The 16048-nt window shown below is 68.4% G+C and carries 13 protein-coding genes; 7 read left to right on the top strand and 6 right to left on the bottom strand.

The annotated features are described in order from the left end of the window. Positions 1-8 precede the first annotated feature (8 nt). Complete coding sequence (gene istB / locus OCS65_RS04755) at positions 9-773, top strand: IS21-like element helper ATPase IstB (RefSeq protein ID WP_263507379.1); 765 nt, start codon at positions 9-11, stop codon at positions 771-773. A gap of 639 nt (positions 774-1412) precedes the next feature. Here istB and OCS65_RS04750 read toward each other — a convergent pair. Together OCS65_RS04750 and OCS65_RS04745 are read right to left on the bottom strand one after the other, a co-directional pair. Then, positions 1413-4736, bottom strand: a complete 3324-nt coding sequence (locus OCS65_RS04750) for a protein kinase domain-containing protein (RefSeq protein WP_263509013.1) — start codon at positions 4734-4736, stop codon at positions 1413-1415. A 111-nt stretch (positions 4737-4847) separates the two neighbouring features. Further along, positions 4848-5129 (bottom strand): hypothetical protein, encoded by a 282-nt coding sequence (locus OCS65_RS04745; protein WP_263509011.1) that lies wholly within the window; start codon positions 5127-5129, stop codon positions 4848-4850. 1033 nt (positions 5130-6162) lie between these two features. Here OCS65_RS04745 and OCS65_RS04740 point away from each other — a divergent pair. Further along, entirely contained in the window at positions 6163-7104 is a 942-nt protein-coding gene (locus OCS65_RS04740; protein WP_029546368.1) for an AurF N-oxygenase family protein, read from the top strand. A gap of 85 nt (positions 7105-7189) precedes the next feature. Here the strand turns inward: OCS65_RS04740 and OCS65_RS04735 are convergent, their stop codons facing one another. Continuing rightward, positions 7190-8116, bottom strand: coding sequence for a DUF5996 family protein (locus tag OCS65_RS04735; protein WP_029546369.1), 927 nt, complete (start codon positions 8114-8116; stop codon positions 7190-7192). Positions 8117-8366: 250 nt separating this feature from the next. Here OCS65_RS04735 and OCS65_RS04730 point away from each other — a divergent pair, with 250 nt between their 5' ends. The 3 genes from OCS65_RS04730 to OCS65_RS04720 all read left to right on the top strand — a co-directional run bounded on the left by OCS65_RS04730 (position 8367) and on the right by OCS65_RS04720 (position 11768). Next, on the top strand, positions 8367-9479 hold the full coding sequence (locus tag OCS65_RS04730) for a carboxylate-amine ligase (RefSeq protein WP_263509009.1): 1113 nt from the start codon (positions 8367-8369) through the stop codon (positions 9477-9479). 174 nt (positions 9480-9653) lie between these two features. Continuing rightward, positions 9654-10166, top strand: a complete 513-nt coding sequence (locus OCS65_RS04725; RefSeq protein WP_006930353.1) for an OsmC family protein — start codon at positions 9654-9656, stop codon at positions 10164-10166. Between the two features lie 276 nt (positions 10167-10442). After that, a complete protein-coding gene (locus OCS65_RS04720; protein ID WP_065922022.1) occupies positions 10443-11768 on the top strand; it encodes a bifunctional o-acetylhomoserine/o-acetylserine sulfhydrylase in 1326 nt (441 codons plus the stop codon). A gap of 66 nt (positions 11769-11834) precedes the next feature. Here the strand turns inward: OCS65_RS04720 and arsA are convergent, their stop codons facing one another. The 3 genes from arsA to OCS65_RS04705 are packed head-to-tail and all read right to left on the bottom strand — an operon-like array spanning position 11835 to position 14478. Further along, positions 11835-13625 carry an arsenical pump-driving ATPase gene (arsA, locus tag OCS65_RS04715; RefSeq protein ID WP_006945084.1) on the bottom strand — a complete coding sequence of 597 codons (1791 nt, stop codon included), beginning with the start codon at positions 13623-13625 and terminating at the stop codon, positions 11835-11837. A 26-nt stretch (positions 13626-13651) separates the two neighbouring features. After that, the gene (gene arsD / locus OCS65_RS04710; protein WP_006945082.1) at positions 13652-14038 is read right to left on the bottom strand and encodes an arsenite efflux transporter metallochaperone ArsD; all 387 of its coding nucleotides are present in this window, start codon (positions 14036-14038) and stop codon (positions 13652-13654) included. Positions 14039-14061: 23 nt separating this feature from the next. Next, on the bottom strand, positions 14062-14478 hold the full coding sequence (locus tag OCS65_RS04705) for an arsenate-mycothiol transferase ArsC (protein WP_102799536.1): 417 nt from the start codon (positions 14476-14478) through the stop codon (positions 14062-14064). A gap of 71 nt (positions 14479-14549) precedes the next feature. Between OCS65_RS04705 and OCS65_RS04700 the strand changes: the two genes are divergently transcribed. Further along, complete coding sequence (locus tag OCS65_RS04700; protein ID WP_043797947.1) at positions 14550-14951, top strand: ArsR/SmtB family transcription factor; 402 nt, start codon at positions 14550-14552, stop codon at positions 14949-14951. Continuing rightward, complete coding sequence (gene arsB / locus OCS65_RS04695; RefSeq protein ID WP_050035983.1) at positions 14948-16027, top strand: ACR3 family arsenite efflux transporter; 1080 nt, start codon at positions 14948-14950, stop codon at positions 16025-16027. Before OCS65_RS04700 ends, arsB begins: the two co-directional genes overlap by 4 nt. Positions 16028-16048: the final 21 nt, after the last annotated feature.

Genomic DNA, 16048 nt, shown 5'->3' with positions numbered 1-16048 from the left:
TTTCTGTGATGACCATTCATGATCCCAGCCTGCGGGCTGCGCTCAAGACGTTGAAGTTGACCGGGATGCTCGACACGCTCGACGCCCGGCTCGCCCAAACCCGGGACGGGAAGCTCGGACACCTCGAATTCCTCCAAGTGCTGTGTGAGGACGAGATCGCCCGCCGGGAAACGGCGGCGCTGGCCCGTCGGTTGCGGCGGGCGAGGTTCGAGCAACAGGCCACCTTCGAGGACTTCGATTTCAGCGCGAACCCGAAACTCCCGGCGGCGATGCTGCGGGATCTGGCCGCCCTGCGCTGGCTCGATGCCGGCGAGTCGGTCATCCTCTACGGACCCGTTGGCGTCGGCAAAACCCATGTGGCACAGGCGCTTGGCCATCATGTCGCCCGCCGCGGCGGGGACGTGCGGTTCGTCAAATGCTCCCGCATGCTCGCCGATCTCGCCGGCGGCCATGCAGACCGCACCATCGGCCAGCGGATGCGCGAATACACCCGGCCGCTGGTGTTGATCATCGATGACTTCGCCATGCGTGAGCACACCACCACTCAGTCCGACGACCTCTACGATCTGGTCTCGGACCGGGCGATCGCCGGCAAACCGCTGATTCTGACGAGCAACCGCGCCCCGAAGGACTGGTATCCACTGTTCCCGAACCCGATCGTCGCCGAGTCCCTCCTCGACCGGCTCATCAACACCAGCCATCAAGCCCTGATGGACGGACCGTCCTACCGACCCCGAAAACGACCCGGCAACCGGGCCGCCAACGCAACCTGATCCGCATGTCCGCCGCTCGGGCTACCCTCGACTCAGCACGCCCGAGCATGGGGAATTACGTGAAGGAAACCCCTGGGGAATTGCGTGACGGTCGACACCTTGCCATCGCAGCCCTCGATGAGGGGGCCATGGATCTTCTGTTGGCTCGCAGTTTCGGTCGCCTCCCCCGAACGCGGGAGACGAATCTGCTTGCAGGGTAACGACACAGGTGACTGATTCCCTCTGTTCGGACTCACCGAGACGACAAACCGTCTTGCACGAAACGCCGCGCCGTGGCGGTGATCACCGGCGCGGGGGACATAGAGCGCCTGCGTGATACCAGCGTGGCAATTCCGCAGCCTCGTGAAGAACGGGATTGAAAACTCCGACGGTGCACTACGCGCCGACCGTGAGAACGCATCCCGAACTCGGTCACTGCCGATGTTCTAGGACCAACATGGATATCTCAGAAAGTCTCTGGAAGATATAGGATTTCGAGAATCGCCATGCTCGCACGCCTGCGAGGAGATGGCACCCCACCCGCGCTGGCCACCGAGACCAGGAACCGGAACTTCGACTCTGCATAGCACCCGACCGCCTCGGGAAATCGCTTTGCTCCGCCGAGCGGTACAGCTGCACAGGCCCGGCACCGACTGCAGTTCATGCTTCCAGACCCTCGGCGCCTTGACCCCCTGTACTAGAGTGCTCTTCAGCGGCCCGTTCGACGACCCAGGCGGCGACTTGCGTCCGAGAAGTGAACCCAAGCTTGGCCAGCACGTGCTCGACATGTGCGTGCACAGTCCGTTCCGAGATGACGAGCCGAGCGGCGATCGCCTTGTTGGTCAGACCTTCCGCCACCAGCTCCGCCACCTGCTGCTCGCGCTTGGTCAGACCCGCAGACGACCCGGGAGCCAACGAGCCCACCGCACGCTGGTGCTCGCCCACTGCATAGGACACCGCAGCATCGAGCCCCAAAGCGCTCCCCTTCCGGTACGCAGCGGTAAACGCGCGCTCACCCAAGACGCGGCGCACAGTGCGCTCACACTCGGCACGACGAGTCAACAGAGGCGGCGTCCGAACTGCCACTCCGCCGACACTGCGCCTCACCTCGTCTGCTGCACCCATCAAGACAGCAGCGCGCCGGGCGTCCTGGTCGTCGTCGGCGATACCGGCGAGCCCCTCGAGACATGCCGAAGCGATAAAGGGATCGTTCACCGTGCGGGTCAAGCGCAACGCCTGCTCGAGCAATCGCGCGGCCCGTCGACGATCGCCCTGCTCCCACACCACGACCCCCAATGCCCACAACGAATGGGACCTGTACACGGTCTCACCCCGCGATTCCGTGATCGCGAAGACCCGTTCGTGGCACGTTGTCGCACGGGCAGTGTCCCCCCGCAATCCGTACGCCCAACCCAACGATTGCAGGATGTGCACGGTGGTCTGAGAAACGCTCGTGCCCGTGTCGAGCAGCGTGCGAGCCTCCTCGAGCGAGCGACACGCTCGGTCGAGATCGCCGCTGTAACCCGCCTGCATACCGTCGGCGTACGCGTACCACCCTCGCATCACCGGATCTGAGGTTCGCTCGGCCAGCACATGTGCCTCGTCCACCAGCGCAGCGCCGGCAGCAAGATCCCCCTGTCTTGCCGCGAGCACACTGGCAACGAAGAGGGCCTTGGCACGCTCCGTCGAGGTCTCGCCGCAATGATGAGACAAGGCGTGACCGAGCCAGCGCCGTCCCTCCCCGAACAACCCCCGACAACTCCAGAAGGGGAACAAGGCAGCAGCGATCTGCAGTCCTGCAGCAACATCGGCATCATCGGAATGAGACAGCGTGAATTCCAGAGCTGCACGGATATTCGGTTGCTCCCGATCGAGCCGGGCAATCCACTCCAGCTGCCGGGAACTGATCCATTCGCCCTCGGCTTCGAGGACAAGGCGTCGGCACCAATTGCGGTGCCGCCGACGCACACGCTGCTGCTCACCACTGTCGATCAGCTTCTCCCACCCGTACTCACGCACGGACTCGAGCATCCGGAAACGGACCACACCGCCCTGCTCGTCGCGGATCAGCACGGACTTGTCGACCAGGGCGGTCAGAACGTCGAGCACGTCGTCAGGCCCGTCCTCGAGCCGGCACACATCTTCCGCGGCAGCGAGTTCACACCCACCGGTGAACACCGCCGCCTGCGCCCACACCTGCCGCTCGGCCCGGGTGCACAACTCGTAACTCCAGTCGACACACATACGCAGCGTCTGCTGGCGAGCCGGGGCCGTGCGGCTACCACGGGTCAACAGAGAGTATCGGTCGGTCAGCCGCTGAAGAATCTGCTCACACGACATCGCTCGCAGCCGGGCGGCGGCAAGTTCGATCGCCAGTGGCAACCCATCCAGGCTCTGACAGATGCGCGCCACCGTCGCCCTGTTGGCGTCGGTCAGCTCGAATCCCGGTGCGACGGCGGCGGCACGCTCGGCGAACAAGGTCACCGCGTCGTAGCGGGGCAGCCGCCGCAACGACGGCGCCTGGCTCAGGTCAGGTACCGCCAGCGGCGGTACCGGCAGCACCGACTCCCCCGCCACGCCCAGGGCTTCTCGGCTGGTGGCGAGCACTCGCAAGTGTGGACAGCTGCGCAATAGCGTTTCCACCAGGTGCGCCACCGCATCGATCAGCTGCTCGCAGTTGTCGAACACCAGCAACAACGTCCGCCGCGCCAGAAGATCGACAAGAAGCTCCGATATGTGCCCCGACGAGCCGACGCGCAGACCCAGGGTGTCCGCCACGACGCCGGCCACCAACGACGGGTCGTGCAGTCGCTCCAGCTCGATCAGCCACACCCCGTCCGGGAACTCCCGCCGCATGTTGCCGGCCACATGCAGGGCCAACCGGGACTTGCCGACACCACCGATACCGGTCAACGTGACCAAACGAGACGCCGACAACCGGTTCTTGACCCCGGTCATCTCTGCGCGTCGCCCGACGAAACTACTCAACTCCAGCGGGAGATTTCCCTTCACCCCGGAACGGAACGGCCGGGGTACCGACCCAGGGGTCTGCTCCGGTTGCGGTCCGTCCACCCCGCTGTGCGGATCCGTAGGCACCGCCATCTCGTCCAGAGGGAAACCGTAGCGCACCTGCAATGCCCGCAGCTCCTCGCCGAACATCGCAGCGGACGGACGTTCAGCGGGATCACGCGACATCGCCTTCTCGACAACCGCGCACAACTCCTCCGGCAGGCCCTGGTCGCGTAGATCCGGCACCGGCTCGGTGGAGATGCGCAGGAACTGCGCCACCATCTGCTCCCCGCCGCGCCGCTCGAACGCGGCATGTCCGGTCAACGCGGCAAACAAGGTCGCACCCAACCCGTACACATCCGCAGCCGCCGTCGACGGGCCCCCCGCGAGCACCTCCGCTGCGGTGAATGCCGGAGACCCGGTCACCACACCGGTGGCCGTGCGGAACGCGTCGGCCATGTGCGCGATCCCGAAGTCGGCCAACACCGGCTCGCCGTAGTCGGTAAGGAGAATATTGGCAGGCTTGACGTCACGATGCAGTACGCCCAGTCGATGCGCCGACTCGAGCGCACCGGCCATCCTCACCCCCAGCCGCAGGGTCTGCTCGACAGACAACGGCCCATGCCGGCGGATCCGCGCGTCGAGCGAGTCCTGCGCGTGGTACGGCATCACCAGATAGGGGCGGCCGCTGCCGGTGACCCCGACCTCCAGCACATGGACGATGTTCGGATGCCCGGTCATCTGCCCCAGCGCTCGCTGCTCCCGAAGAAAACGCGACCGATTCTCGTCGTCCAGATCGGCGACAAGCACCTTCACCGCAACCGTCCGGTTCAGGGCCACCTGGTTACAGCGATAGACCACCGCGAAACCACCACGCCCGATCTCCTGAGCATCTTCCAGCCCCTCAGCACCGAGCTCCGCGGCAACCGTAGGGGTCACGTCGCGCTGGGTATCGAACGGAGATTGTTCAGTCATCACCTTCGTCCATCGAACCTACTGCACAAACAGTGCCTGCAGAGTCCTCTCAACCAACCGGTACGACTCACACTACCCCGCCTGAGCAGGCCATAATCGCCTGGCCAAGTGTCATTCCTGCAGTCCGATGAGGGCATAACCAAGCTCGTGCGCTGCGGGATCAATCGCATCCCCGAGGGCAGGATGCGCGAGGGGCGACGACGGCTTGAGCCGGGCAGGGAACGCCTCGACGGGGCACACGAACAGCGTGATCGACGTCGCACGAGTGAACCGACCGCGGTAGACGATGCCGTGAATGGTGCACACCCCGTGCCGCGAACGACTATGGGGGGCTGAGTCGAGAGCGTAGTTCCGCTGACGCAGGTAGACCACGTTTCTCACGATCTTGGACACGTCGAGCAGCCGCAGCGAGCGGGTGAACCACTGCCGGTGAAGTACTGGCTACCACTCTGGCGGTCGATGACGCGAGGCCTGGAAGACTTCGGTCGCCGCACCGCACCACGACGACTGGACGCGCCGTACAGATGCCGTAGTCGGGATGGCCTCCGCGCTGTCGCGGATGGTGATCAAACCGCGATCACCGCGATACAGCGGCCCGCACGCTTGAACAGCGGATCCAGCACAGCCGACGCGTGTTTTCCGCCGATACTTCACAGGCACATTGGCTGTGCCTCAAACCGCACCATCTCGGGCGCGTAGTCCGCCCGCCACTGCCGGTCCAATTCGAGCCGGCTCTCGTAGAGGACATGGCCACCGTTGTTGGTGGCCGACTAAGACATCCCTGCATAGTGCCGCCGACGCCGGTGACTCCGCATGCACCGCACCGGCAGTCCCGGATCATCCGATGCGGATCCGCTGCAGCGATCGTCGTCGCGACAGGAGCGCCGATGTCCTGCACGTACCGGACCTCGACCTCACTGGTTTGGGGCACTTCTACAGTTGTCGACCCGAGTGACACGAGATCTGGAGGTGACACCGTCTCGTGGATGTCCTGTGCCACTCGACCTGAGGCACGAGCAGGGCGCTGACCTGGGTGCCTCAGAAATGTGGCACGGCGGCTCGTCGGTGTTCGTGCCACACTCCTGAGGCAGGTGGACGTCGGGCGAGTGGGCCATCTTTCAAAACGTGCAGGTAGACCGACCGCCCGCCTCAACATGATGGCGGCCGTGCAATCTCGCATACACGCGCTGCCGCGGTCGTCGTCACCGAAGCCGCCGGTCCGCGCAGACCCGAACTCGGAGTCGCTCGCTATGCGCTGCCGCACGGGATGCAGCAGGCGAGCTGGGCGCTCGGGGCGGTGGCGCTGGTCGGAGCGGTGTTATGCAGGCGATGGGCGCCTGGACGGCCACGCCCCGTTGTGCGCCGGAGACCAACGAGGTAGCCTCGGATTAACAGTTACCAGTCGTCACACTAAAAAGGTGGAGACATGACCGCATCGCTCACCCGCCCGTCGGAAGCCGAGAGCACGGGCTTCGTCCCCGGCGTCCCGCTCTCCGACCGCGAGGAGACGGCGCAGCGCCTGCTCGCCTCGTCGGCCCGCAAGTCCTACGACCCGACGGTCGAGGTCGACTGGGAGGCCCCCGTCCCCGCCGACAAGTACGGCATGACCCCCGAGTGGAGCACGCTGTACGGCACCGCGCTGTGGGACGAGATGACCGAGGAACAGCGCATCGAGCTGACCAAGCACGAGGCCGCGAGCGTCTCGAGCGTGGGTCTGTGGTTCGAGATCCTGCTCATGCAGATGCTGCTGCGCGACGTCTACAACCGCGACAAGCACTCCCGCCACGTCCAGTTCGCCCTCACCGAGGTCGCCGACGAGTGCCGTCACTCCGTCATGTTCGGCCGCGCCGGTGAGCGCCTCGGCATGCCGGACTACGGTCCCGCCCGCTACATCCACCGCCTCGGCCGGCTGTGGGGCGGATTCTTCCGGGGCGCCAATGCCTACGCGAGCGTCATGGCCGCCGAGGAGATCCTGGACATGATGCAGCGCGACTTCATGCGCGACGAACGCGTCCAGCCGGTCACGCGCACGGTCAGCAAGATCCACGTTCTCGAGGAGGCCCGGCACATCCGGTTCGCCCGCGAGGAGGTCGCGCGCCGCCTGGCCGGCGCGAGCCGCGCCCGCCTGCAGTTCGAGCGCATCAACACCGCCGTGACCGTGTACTTCGTGGTCAAGAGCATGATCCACCCCGACGTGTACAGCAACGCGGGCGTCGACCGCGACCGGGCAATCGCCGAGGCCCGGAACAACACCCACTACCACGACCGCGTGCGCAAGTCCGGCGCCAAGCTGATGACGTTCCTCGACAGCGTCGGCCTGATCGGCGGTCCGTCGAAGATCCTCTACAAGAAGGTCCATCTCCTCTGAGCCGCCGCCTCGGAGGTCGCGCGAGCTCGTGGGGTCTCGCGCGACCCCGCCCGGCCGTCGGGCCGCCCGGATTCGTCGAACGTGCTCACCGCGGTCGACGCTCGAGGTAGGCCCGATCCCAGTGGCCGAGCTCGGCGGCTGCCTCATAGGTGCTGCGCAGGAACCGCAGCAGTTCCGCGTCGGGGTCGGCGGCGGTCCGCACCGCCTCGTACGGCAACAGGAACTCCCCCAGCTCGGCGGAGTAGTACGCGGCGTCCGGGCGCACCGGATGCGCGGCGAAGCCCTCCGGCGCGGGATAGGCGTAGGAATAGAAGGCCCCTTCGTCCGCACCGCCGGGCCAGAATCCGCAGCTGCTGAGCTCGTGCGAGTACGCCTCGGTCATCACCCAGTCGGCACAGTTGGGGATTCCTCCGGGGTGCGGTGGCGCGGTGCGTCCGGAGAAGCGGGTACAGGCGAGATCCATCGCGCCCCAGAAGAAGTGCACCGGACTGACCTTGCCGAGGAAGTCCCCTCGGAACTCGTGCAGGATGCGGTCGGCCTGGAGCAGTTGCCGCCAGAAGAGGTGGGCCGCATCGGGGTCGTACGTGTTGTGCTCGCGGTCCTGCGCGAACGGGATCGCCGGATCCACCTCGTTGGGGGTGCCCTGGATTCGCGTGGCGATGCCCAGCTCGTCCAGGGCGCCCAGAGTGCGGGAGTAGAAGTCCGCCACCGATTGTGCGGTGAGCGGGACGAAACGGCTGCCGCCGTCGCTCGAGCGGATGTGCAGGCGGTGCTCGCAGAAGTCGAACTCGATGTCGAAGGTGGCGTGCCGGTAGGGGATCGACGAGGTGCCCAGCCCGCGTGGAGTGACATACAGCGTCGCCTGCCACCAGTGGTTGACCATCGGCGCGTGGGCCAGCCGGATCTTGCCGACGATCTGCAGCCACATGTGCAGGGTGTCCCGAGTCGCGGCCCAGTCGGCCGTACGCAGAGTCGGCCACGCCCCTCCGGGAACCGGTGTCGATTCGTTCACTACGCCTCCCACGGTCCGGGAATCGACCCTACTCGGCCGGACCGCCGGCCGGGGCGGTGTCGACGGGATTCTCCGCCCCGCCCGAGGCACCGGTCCTGTACGTGTTCGTCGCCCGCGGATCCGGGGAGCGTCCGTACCGTGCGGGCGGCGACGCACGCCGATCGGCAAACCCGGATTCGTGCAAGTGCTGCAGCACCGTCCCCGGCGGCGCAGAATTCAGGTACGAACCGCGAGTCCCGCCGGGAGCACCATGGCCACATCGTCCGACCTCCCCACGGTGGGGGTCGAGGAGGAGTTTCTCCTCGTCGACGCGGAAACCGGGGAACCCGCCGTCAACAACTCCGAGGTCGTCGCGCAGGCCCGCGACCTCGGCGTGGAACTGCAGTACGAGCTGGACCGGTGTCAGGTCGAAACGGCGTCGGACGTGTGCCACGACGCCCTCGAGCTGTACACCGACCTGTCCACCCGGCGGTCCCTGGTCGCCGAGGCCGCCCGCCGCTGCGGCTCCCGGCTGGTGGCGGTCGGTGTCCCGGTCGTCGGGTCGCGCGAGCTGCCGGTCACGGCGAAGCCGCGCTACCTGCGCATGGAACGCATCTTCGGCATGCTGGCCCGGGAACAGGGCATCTGCGGCTGTCACGTGCACGTGGCCGTGCCGGATCGCGCCACCGCCGTGCAGGTGAGCAATCATCTCCGGCCGTGGTTGCCGTCCCTGCTGGCGCTGTCGGCCAACTCCCCGATCCACCGCGGCGTCGACACCGGGTACGCGAGCTGGCGCTCGATCCTGTGGTCGCGCTGGCCGAGCGCCGGTCCGCCACCGTACTTCTCGTCCCTCGAGGAGTACGACCGCACCGTCGCGGCGATGCTGGAGTGCGGCAGCATCCTCGACAAGGCGATGGTCTACTGGGACGTCCGCCCGTCGACCAATTTCCCCACTGTCGAGGTGCGGGTGTGCGATGTCCCCTCGACCGTCGCCGAGACGGTCCTCGTGGCCGTCCTCGTCCGCGCTCTGGTGCTCACCGCTCTGCGTGCCCTCGATGCCGGCCGCATCGCCGAGCCGTTCTCCTCCGAAGTGCTGCGGGCCGCGTACTGGCGCGCGGCGCACGACGGGCTGCCCGGTGACGGCATCGACCTTCCGTCGACCGCCCGTCGCCCGACCGCGCACCTGCTCCGGGCGATGATCGAGCACGTCCGGCCGGCCCTCGAGGACCTCGGCAGCTACCAGCACGCCCGCGAGGGTCTGCACACCGTGCTGGCGTGCGGCAACGGCGCCGTCCGGCAGCGGCGGGTGCTCTCGGCCGGCGGTACCGCCCGGGACGTGATCGCCCGGCTGGCCGAACTGACGCCCGCCGGGTGCACCCACTGAGCCGCGGAACACACGCACCTATCCCTAGCTTTCCGGTCGGGAATTGGTTACGGTCTGCGCCGTGCTCCTGCTGACCCGTCGCCGCCACATCGACTTCGCCCGCACGGCGACGTCCACGTGTCCGTGCCCGTAGGCCCGCCTCTCCCCCGAACCGACTGTCGAGGAAGCACATTCATGACCACTGCTCCGTCCACCCACCTGCGCGCCGTCGTCGACACGAATCGTGAGGCGATCGCCGACGACCCCACCCGGGCTCACGCCGTCTTCCGCGCCGAAGCGCACGGGCACGACGCCGTCGCCAGCACCGTCGCCCTCGGCAGGTTCAGCGTCGAGGTCGACGAACCGCCGGCCCTGGGCGGGGAGAACACCGCGCCGAACCCCGTCGAGTACTACCTCGCCTCGCTGCTGTCCTGCCAGGTGGTGACCTACCGCGTCTGGGCGGAGCGGCTCGGGATCCGTGTCGACGACATCTCGGCGCGCGCCGAGGGCGATCTGGACGTGCGCGGGTTCTTCGGCTTCGACGACGTCCGCCCCGGATTCGGGGAGGTGCGGGTCGCCGTCACGCTGTCGGGACCGGAGCCGCGCGAACGCTACCTCGAACTGCAGGAAGCGGTGGACGCCCACTGCCCCGTCCTCGATCTGACGCGCAACCCCACCCCGGTGCGGACCGTGGTCGAGATCGCGTGAATTCCGGGGAGCGCTGGTCGGCGCCCCGCACACCAGATAGTGTCGGGCGCGTGAGCCGGACACGAATGCAGGCAATGCCGGGGCCTTCCGCCCGCTGCCGGGCCGTGCGCATGTGTATCTGCGGGTGTCCGGCCGCCTGACCGGCCGCACCCGGACCTCGCCCGTATCGGGCATCCCGATTGTGCATCCGACGTGGCGTTCCCCGTGTCGAGTCCCGCGCGGGAACCGTCACGTCACCTCGAGACGATTGTCGAACGAAAGACGGAGCAGCAACCCATGAGCGAAACCCCCGCAACCGATCCCGCCGCCGGCTGGAGCTTCGAGACCAAGCAGATCCACGTGGGCCAGCCCGGCGGCGGCGACACCCGCGCCCGCGCCCTGCCGATCTACCAGACCACCAGCTACACCTTCGACAGCACCGACCACGCCGCCGCCCTGTTCGGCCTCACCGAACCGGGCAACATCTACACCCGCATCATGAACCCCACCCAGGACGCGGTCGAACAACGCATCGCCGCCCTCGAAGGCGGCGCCGCCGCCCTGCTGCTGTCCTCCGGCCAGGCCGCCGAAACCTTCGCCGTGCTCAACCTCGCCGCCGCCGGCGACCACCTCGTCTCCAGCCCCTACCTCTACGGCGGCACCTACAACCTGTTCCACTACACCCTGCCCCGACTCGGCATCGAGGTCACCTTCGTCGACGACCCCGACGACCTCGACCAGTGGCGCGCCGCGATCCGCCCCACCACCCGCGCCTTCTACGGCGAAACCATCGCCAACCCCAAGAACCACCTCCTCGACCTGCCGGGCATCTCCGGGGTGGCCCACGAGCACCACCTGCCGCTGATCGTCGACAACACCGTCGCCACCCCCTACCTGATCCGCCCCCTCGAGCACGGCGCCGACATCGTCGTGCACTCGGCCACCAAATACCTCGGCGGCCACGGCACCGCCATCGCCGGCGTCCTCGTCGACGGCGGCACCTTCGACTGGACCGCCACCGGCCCCGACGGCACCGCGCGGCACCCCCAGTTCGTCACCCCCGACCCCAGCTACCACGGCGTGGTCTACGCCGACCTCGGCGCCCCCGCCTACGCCCTCAAGGCCCGCGTGCAACTGCTGCGCGACCTCGGCGCCGCGGTCTCCCCGTTCAACGCCTTCCTCATCGCCCAGGGCCTGGAAACCCTGTCGCTGCGCATGGAACGGCACGTCGCCAACGCCGCCCGCGTCGCCGAGTTCCTCACCACCCGCCCCGAGGTCACCGCGGTGTCCTACGCCGGCCTGCCCTCCTCCCCCTGGTACCGACGCGGCCGGCAGCTCGCCCCCCGCGGCACCGGCGCCATCGTCACCTTCGAACTCGCCGGCGGCGTCGACGCCGGCAAGAAGTTCGTCGACGCACTGACCCTGCACAGCCACGTCGCCAACATCGGCGACGTCCGCTCACTGGTCATCCACCCCGCCTCCACCACCCACTCCCAGCTCACCGCCACCGAGCAACTCGCCGCCGGCGTCACCCCCGGCCAGGTCCGCCTCGCCGTGGGCATCGAAGGCATCGACGACATCCTCGCCGACATCACCACCGGCCTCGAGGCCGCCGGCGCCTGATCACGGCCGCACGCATCGATCCCGCCCCGGATGCCGGGGCGGGATCGCGCATGTCGGAACCGGGCGCTACCGCACGGCGACCGGGGCGGACACTTCGCCGAGCGCCCTGAGCGCCGGCACCCCGACCGGTTCGGTCGCGAGTAGCGGCACGACCGCGTAGCGATCGGCGAGTTCGGTACGGATCTTGTCGATCTGCTCGAGCTCGGCGGCGGCGCGGCGGCGCAGCAGCGGCGCGGTGGGCGCGGCGGCGGCCACGGAGTTGTCGATCACCCACGCCCAGGGGTGAATACCGGCACGTTCGAGGTCGGCCTGGAGCCCGGCGGCCTCGAGCACGGGGGTGGTCTCGGCGAGGGTGATCAACAGGACCTTGGTCGAAGCCGGGTCCTGCAGGCGCATCATCGGGGTGACGGCGTGCAGGCCGGGGCCCAGCTGCCGGGTGACATCGCGGTGGTAGGACCCGGTGGCGTCGAGCAGCAGCAGGGTGTGGCCGGTGGGCGCGGTGTCGATGACGACGAACTTGCGCCGGGACTCCTGGATCACTCGCGAGAAGGCTTGGAAGACAGCCACTTCCTCGGTGCACGGGGAGCGCAGGTCCTCGGCGAGGGTCGCCCGGCCCTGCTCGTCGAGGTGCGCACCCTTGGTGGCCATCACCCGCTCGCGGTAGGCGCGAGTGGCCTCGGCGGGATCGATGCGCGAGACGTGGAGGTGTTCGACGTCGCCGTGCAGGGTCTCGGTCAGGTGTGCGGCGGGGTCGGTGGTGGTCAGGTGGACCTCGTGCCCGCGTTCGGCCAGGGCCACGGCGACGGCCGCGGCGACCGTGGTCTTCCCGACCCCGCCCTTGCCCATGCACATCACGAGACCGTGCCCGTCCCGCTCGATCTCGTCGATCAGGGCGCGCAGCGGTGCATCCGCGACCTCCGGCACCGCGCCGGTCTCCGGCGGGAGGTCCGTGCCGCCGTCGGCCGTCTCGAACAGCGTCCCGAGGGCATCGAGACCGATCATGTTCGCGGCCTTGAGCTCGATCAGGTCCAGTGGCAACGGTTTCAGCGCCGCCGGCATGCCCGCCAATGCGGCCTGTTCGCGACGGTGGATCGCGAGGGCGAGGGGGTCCGTGTCGCCGGACGGCGCCGGCAGGACGCCGTTGACGACGACGTGCTGGCGGCTCAGCCCGAGGGTGGCGAGTTCGCCGTGCGTGCGGTCGATCTCGGCGAGGGCGGAGCGGGTGGCGCGGGCGACGAGCACGAGCCGGGTGCGCTGCGGGTCCGCCAGTGCGTCGACCGCGGCGGCGTACATGGCTTTCTGCTTGTCGAGCCCGGCGAGCGGTCCGAGGCACGACGCGTCACCCTTGCCCGCCTCGAGGAACTCGGTCCAGTTCCCGGGCAGCTGTAGCAGCCGGATGGTGTGTCCGGTGGGGGCGGTGTCGAACAGCACGTGGTCGAACGAGGCGATCTCGCCGTCGGTGTCGGTCAGCAGGGAGGTGAACTCGTCGAAGGACGCGACCTCGGTGGTGCACGAACCGGAGAGCTGCTCGGTGATCGAGGCGATCTCCGCGTCGGGCAGCAAACCCCGCACCGGTCCGACGATGCGTTCACGGTAGGCGTCGGCGGCCTGCTCGGGATCGATCTCGAGCGCCGACAGGCCCGGCACCGCGGGAATTGCGGTGAGGGCGTTGCCGATCGCCAGGCCGAAGACCTGGCCGACGTTCGAGGCGGGGTCCGTCGAGACCAGCAGCACCTTCTTCCCGGCGCGGGCGAGGCTCAGCGCGCTCGCACAGGCGATGGAGGTCTTGCCGACGCCGCCCTTGCCGGTGAAGAACACGAACCGCGGCGGGTCGGTCAGGAACGTGGGGGTGGTCATCCGGTGATCTCCTCGTCCTCGACAGCTCAGCAGCAGGTGGAGTCGCCGGGTGTGCAGCAGGCATCGTCCGCGAGATTCAGCATCGTCGCGCCGACGGGCGCCTGCGCGGCGTCGAGTCCCGCCCACGCGGCGAGCTGGGTCCGATCGGGGTAGCGGCCGGTGAGCACGGTGACGTCGTCGACGAGCACGAGCGGCAGACCGGCGGAGCCGGCGACCTCGAGGAAGCGCTTGACGGCGGGATTGTGCGCGAAGGCCAGCGGATCGTTGGCGAGGTTGTGCCGGGTGATGGCGGCACCCTGATCCTTCAGCCACTGCATGTCCGCCGTGAAGGTGACGAGGTTCCGGTCCACGTCGTCGCCGCACACGCCGGTGTTGCAGCACAGGGCCGGCTCGAAGACTGCGATGGTGCTCATGAGTTTCTCCTGGATCGGTCGGATCAGCGGGTGGGGGAGGCGGAGTCGAGCAGACGGGCGGCGAGCGCGTCGACGCGGGCGGCGATGTCGTCGCGCACGAGGCGCATCCGTTCGATGCCGTCGATGCCGCGCTCGGACGGCTCGTCGGTGTCCCAGTTCTCCACGTACGCCGCGTCGACGCGGGCGTCGCGGCCGAGGGTGACGACGAGGTCGACCTCCCGCAGCAGCTGCGGATCGATCGGCTTGGGGTACTCGCCGTCCACCGGTGCGCCGACCTCCTCGAGCGCCTGCACCGAGAGGGCGTTGAGCGCCGGACCCGGTGCCGTTCCGGCGGAGTGCACGGCGATGCGGCCGCCGGCGGCCTTGCGCATCAGCGCGGCGGCCATCTGGGACTTGCCGCCGTTCTTCACGCAGACGAACAGCACCGAGGGTGTGCGCACGTGAGGGTTTCCTTCCGACCGGGCCGGCTGTCCGTTTGACGCCGTGTTTCGACAACCGTCAATATAGACGCATGCCGAATCAACCGCCGCGCGGGGACGAGCCCTGCTGCCCGCCGCTCAGCCGCGAGCCGCTCACCTCCGATTGGGCCGGTGACCTGGCCCGCATGTTCAAGGCCCTGGGCGATCCGGTGCGCCTGCGGATGCTGAGCCTGATCGCCAGCCACGAGGGCGGCGAGTGCTGCGTGTGCGACATCTCACCGTCCTTCGACCTGTCGCAACCGACCATCTCGCACCATCTGAAGGTGCTGCGGGAGGCCGGCCTCCTCGACTGCGAACGTCGCGGCACCTGGGTGCACTACCGGGTCGTCCCCTCCGCTCTGGCCCAGCTGTCCGCGGTGCTGTCGGTCGAATCCGGGATCGTCGCGAACTCGTCCTGCACGCCCGCCGTCACCCTCGAGGAGGTCGCCTCGTGACCACCACCAGCGACCACCCGGCCGTGGTCGGCAAGCTGTCCACACTCGACCGGTTCCTGCCGGTGTGGATCGGCGTCGCCATGGTCGCCGGCCTGTTGCTCGGCCGCCTGATCCCGGGCCTCGGCGACATCATCTCCGCCGTCGAGATCGACGGCATCTCGCTGCCGATCGCCCTCGGCCTGCTGATCATGATGTACCCGGTGCTGGCCAAGGTGCGCTACGACCGGCTCGACACCGTCACCGGCGACCGGCGGATGCTGATCGGCTCGCTGGTCCTGAACTGGATCGTCGGGCCGGCGTTGATGTTCGCCCTGGCCTGGCTGATGCTGCCCGACCTGCCCGAGTACCGCACCGGACTGATCATCGTCGGTCTGGCCCGCTGCATCGCCATGGTCATCATCTGGAACGACCTCGCCTGCGGCGACCGCGAAGCCGCCGCCGTGCTGGTCGCGCTGAACTCCGTCTTCCAGGTGATCATGTTCGCCGGCCTCGGCTGGTTCTATCTCTCGGTGCTGCCGGGCTGGCTCGGACTCGAACAGACCACCCTCGACGTCTCGCCCTGGCAGATCGCCAAGTCGGTGCTCATCTTCCTCGGCATCCCGCTGCTCGCCGGTTTCCTCACCCGGCACTTCGGCGAGAAGGCCAAGGGCCGCACCTGGTACGAGCAGAAGTTCCTGCCCAGGATCGGGCCGTGGGCCCTGTACGGGCTGCTGTTCACCATCGTGATGCTCTTCGCGCTGCAGGGCGAGCAGATCACCTCCCACCCGTGGGACGTCGCCCGCATCGCCCTGCCGCTGCTGGCGTACTTCGCGATCATGTGGGGCGGCGGCTATCTCCTGGGCGCCGCGATGGGTCTGGGCTACGAGCGCACCACCACCCTCGCGTTCACCGCGGCCGGCAACAACTTCGAACTCGCCATCGCCGTGGCCATCGCCACCTTCGGCGTCACCTCCGGGCAGGCCCTCGCGGGCGTCGTCGGGCCGCTCATCGAGGTGCCCGTGCTCGTCGGCCTCGTCTACGTCTCGCTCGCCCTGCGCAAGCGCTTCACCCCCTCCGCCACCCCCGCTGCTTCGTGAAGCCCGAGAGCCAGGGAGACG

Origin of the sequence: Rhodococcus aetherivorans, assembly GCF_025722975.1 — a bacterium.
Taxonomy (GTDB): Bacteria; Actinomycetota; Actinomycetes; order Mycobacteriales; family Mycobacteriaceae; genus Rhodococcus; species Rhodococcus aetherivorans.
This window is presented reverse-complemented; position numbering and strand designations above follow the sequence as displayed.

Excerpts from the sequence above, each read along its gene's own strand:
- istB (WP_263507379.1), top strand. The coding sequence starts at position 9 with ATGACCATTCATGATCCCAGCCTGCGGGCTGCGCTCAAGACGTTGAAG.
- OCS65_RS04750 (WP_263509013.1), bottom strand. The coding sequence starts at position 4,736 with ATGACTGAACAATCTCCGTTCGATACCCAGCGCGACGTGACCCCTACG.
- OCS65_RS04740 (WP_029546368.1), top strand. The coding sequence starts at position 6,163 with ATGACCGCATCGCTCACCCGCCCGTCGGAAGCCGAGAGCACGGGCTTC.
- OCS65_RS04730 (WP_263509009.1), top strand. The coding sequence starts at position 8,367 with ATGGCCACATCGTCCGACCTCCCCACGGTGGGGGTCGAGGAGGAGTTT.
- OCS65_RS04725 (WP_006930353.1), top strand. The coding sequence starts at position 9,654 with ATGACCACTGCTCCGTCCACCCACCTGCGCGCCGTCGTCGACACGAAT.
- OCS65_RS04720 (WP_065922022.1), top strand. The coding sequence starts at position 10,443 with ATGAGCGAAACCCCCGCAACCGATCCCGCCGCCGGCTGGAGCTTCGAG.
- arsA (WP_006945084.1), bottom strand. The coding sequence starts at position 13,625 with ATGACCACCCCCACGTTCCTGACCGACCCGCCGCGGTTCGTGTTCTTC.
- arsD (WP_006945082.1), bottom strand. The coding sequence starts at position 14,038 with ATGAGCACCATCGCAGTCTTCGAGCCGGCCCTGTGCTGCAACACCGGC.
- OCS65_RS04700 (WP_043797947.1), top strand. The coding sequence starts at position 14,550 with ATGCCGAATCAACCGCCGCGCGGGGACGAGCCCTGCTGCCCGCCGCTC.